Consider the following 2,388-nt stretch of genomic DNA (forward strand, 5'->3'; position numbering starts at 1 on the left):
GAGCTTCCCGTAGGGTGGGATGGCGAGGAAATCTTGCCAGATAAAATTGACCAAGATAAAGAGAATATTCCAGATTTCAAGCATCTTTATTGTAAAAGTACTGATAACTGATAACTTAAATGACTCCTAAATAATTTTTTCTCAAACTAAACTCAAAATATTACTAAAATTATCTTAATATCTTAACCATAACATTTGTCACAGTAGGAATCACAAATATGGGCAAGCAATTTTCTCTTTCATTTGATGTAGAAGACGATAACAGTATCAAAACTGAATCTATTAAAGTCAAACTCGAAGCTCCTAAAAAGAAACCGCCAAAAACACCTCCCGGACAAGAATTTGTGATTAGATTGTTATTGATATTTTTAGGTGTTTGGTTGATTGTTACTTTTTTAGTCCCTGGTGGTAAAAAAAGCATAAATGAGCAGCCATCTACTCCCACTTCTACTCCTTCTAATTCAAACAACAATCCAACAATCTCCTCTAGTTATTATGACCCATTATAAATCATATCTTTTGAAGAATATTAAGGTAAATTAACTTCTGATTATGTAGTGAATTTTTTGAATATAAATTATCATCAAAATAATTATTAAAGATAATAAAAATGCCCCTCTGCTATTCAAATTTTTTGAGGGGCATAAGTTTAGATTTAGTTTCAGCAAAAACAATACATTTAGATAAAAATATTTCCTTAGAAACCAGGAGCTAACCAACCCCGTAAGAAATAGTAAAATAAAGCTAAATATTCTTCCCAAACTTCTGTAGTTAGTAAGAGTGCTTGGGCATTGGGGAGAAAATCTGCTAGTACAAAACGATAGGAAGAATCTTCATAAGGATTTACAGTATTAAAGTCTGTGGGAGCTGGAATAACCCTCATCCCTATATCAGTAAAAGTTAAACTAGCACGACGAATATTAACAGCAGAAGTAATAAGAATAACTGTAGGATCTAAACCTCTTGCATCTAAAATATCCCTTGTTTCAATTGCACTTTCATAAACAGTTCTTCCATCTGGTTCTAGAATAATAGCCCTTCCTGGAACACCCAATTCAACCAAAATGTTCTTAATATCTATAGCTTCAACTGTACTATCATCATCTCCAATTCTCGGGCCAGCACTTACTATAATATAAGGAGCTAAACCTTTTTTATATAATTGAGATGCGTAAATAATCCGCTCTGCTGTTTTAGTAAGTTGAATTTGTATTCTGTCCGGTATTACTGGTTGAGTTGTTCCCTGACCTAATAATACAATTGCATCAGCACTTTCGTCACAACAAGCTGACACAGAGACAAGTTCTATAGCATCTTCTTCTGCTTGTTGAGCCGCCCATACAGCAAATACTGGTGAACTAGAAATTATCAGAACTATTAAAGCTGTAATAATCAGAGTTGGAGCTGGACTTTTTATCGATCCACTTGATATGAGAGTAGTCGCATATATCAAAAGTATAATCGAAAAACCGAGCGGTTTAAAAGCAAAAGCCAGAAACCTAAAAACAGCAGCTCCTACTGGACTATCTGGTGCATAAAATGCCAGTATTAACAGAATAATTGAAAATACTAACAACAACTTAGAAATTAAATTTTTCTTATCGCCACCAGAACTATCCCAGAGTGACTTGATGATACAAATTAACAGTATAAAGAATACTATTCTTGTTAAAATTATCAGCATAATTTTTTGATTTTTGTCCTTAAAAAAAATTAGATTATTTGCTTAATTAGCTAACTCGATCGATCCAGGCTTTCTCATAACATAAAAAATAAAAATCAACTGATTTTATAGGCACTTAATACCAATTCACTTTAGAGATATCACAAATAATTTCACATCTTTAAAGATTTGAAATTATTTCGGTGAAATTACTGTAGTATCAAAGTTTTAAGTCTGTAAAATCTTACTTTTGACTTTTGACTTTTGACTTTTTAATTCCGTGAAACGGAATTAAGTTGAGCCTTAATTGCTTCTGTCACTTTTTGGATTACTTTAACACGAGCATAATGTTTATCATCACCCGCAATTAAAGTCCAAGGTACAGTTGCCGTGCTTGTACGCTGAATCATTTGATTAACAGCTACTTCATAAACTTCCCACTTTTCTCGATTGCGCCAATCTTCTGCTGTGAGCTTATACTGTTTAAATGGGTCATTTTGCCGCTCAGTAAATCGCCTTAATTGTTCCTCCTGACTAATATGTAACCAAAACTTGACCAAAACATAACCTGCACTGGTCAATTGTTCCTCAAACTCATTAATTTCTTGATATGCACGTTGCCATTCTAACTCTGTAGCAAATTTTTCCACCCGCTCTACCAAAACTCGACCATACCAACTGCGGTCAAAAATACCAATATTTCCTGCTTCTGGCAACTGTTTCCA

2 protein-coding genes and 1 pseudogene are annotated in these 2,388 nt (G+C 33.5%); 1 reads left to right on the forward strand and 2 read right to left on the reverse strand.

The features are described from left to right. Positions 1-218 precede the first annotated feature (218 nt). On the forward strand, positions 219-509 hold the full coding sequence (locus AC3DU7_RS24900) for a hypothetical protein (RefSeq protein ID WP_488041982.1): 291 nt from the start codon (positions 219-221) through the stop codon (positions 507-509). Between the two features lie 188 nt (positions 510-697). On the opposite strand, the gene AC3DU7_RS24905 is transcribed toward AC3DU7_RS24900, so the two are convergent. Next, positions 698-1,684: a YdcF family protein gene (locus AC3DU7_RS24905; protein WP_488041983.1), complete on the reverse strand. Its 987-nt coding sequence runs from the start codon at positions 1,682-1,684 to the stop codon at positions 698-700. Positions 1,685-1,935: 251 nt separating this feature from the next. Continuing rightward, a pseudogene (locus AC3DU7_RS24910) lies at positions 1,936-2,388 on the reverse strand (polyphosphate:AMP phosphotransferase); the annotation flags it as partial.

It is taken from the genome of Okeania sp. (genome assembly GCF_983059655.1).

What these genes read in the sequence shown, in the direction of transcription:
- AC3DU7_RS24900 (WP_488041982.1), top strand. Translation starts at nt 219, where the DNA reads ATGGGCAAGCAATTTTCTCTTTCATTTGATGTAGAAGACGATAACAGT.
- AC3DU7_RS24905 (WP_488041983.1), bottom strand. Translation starts at nt 1,684, where the DNA reads ATGCTGATAATTTTAACAAGAATAGTATTCTTTATACTGTTAATTTGT.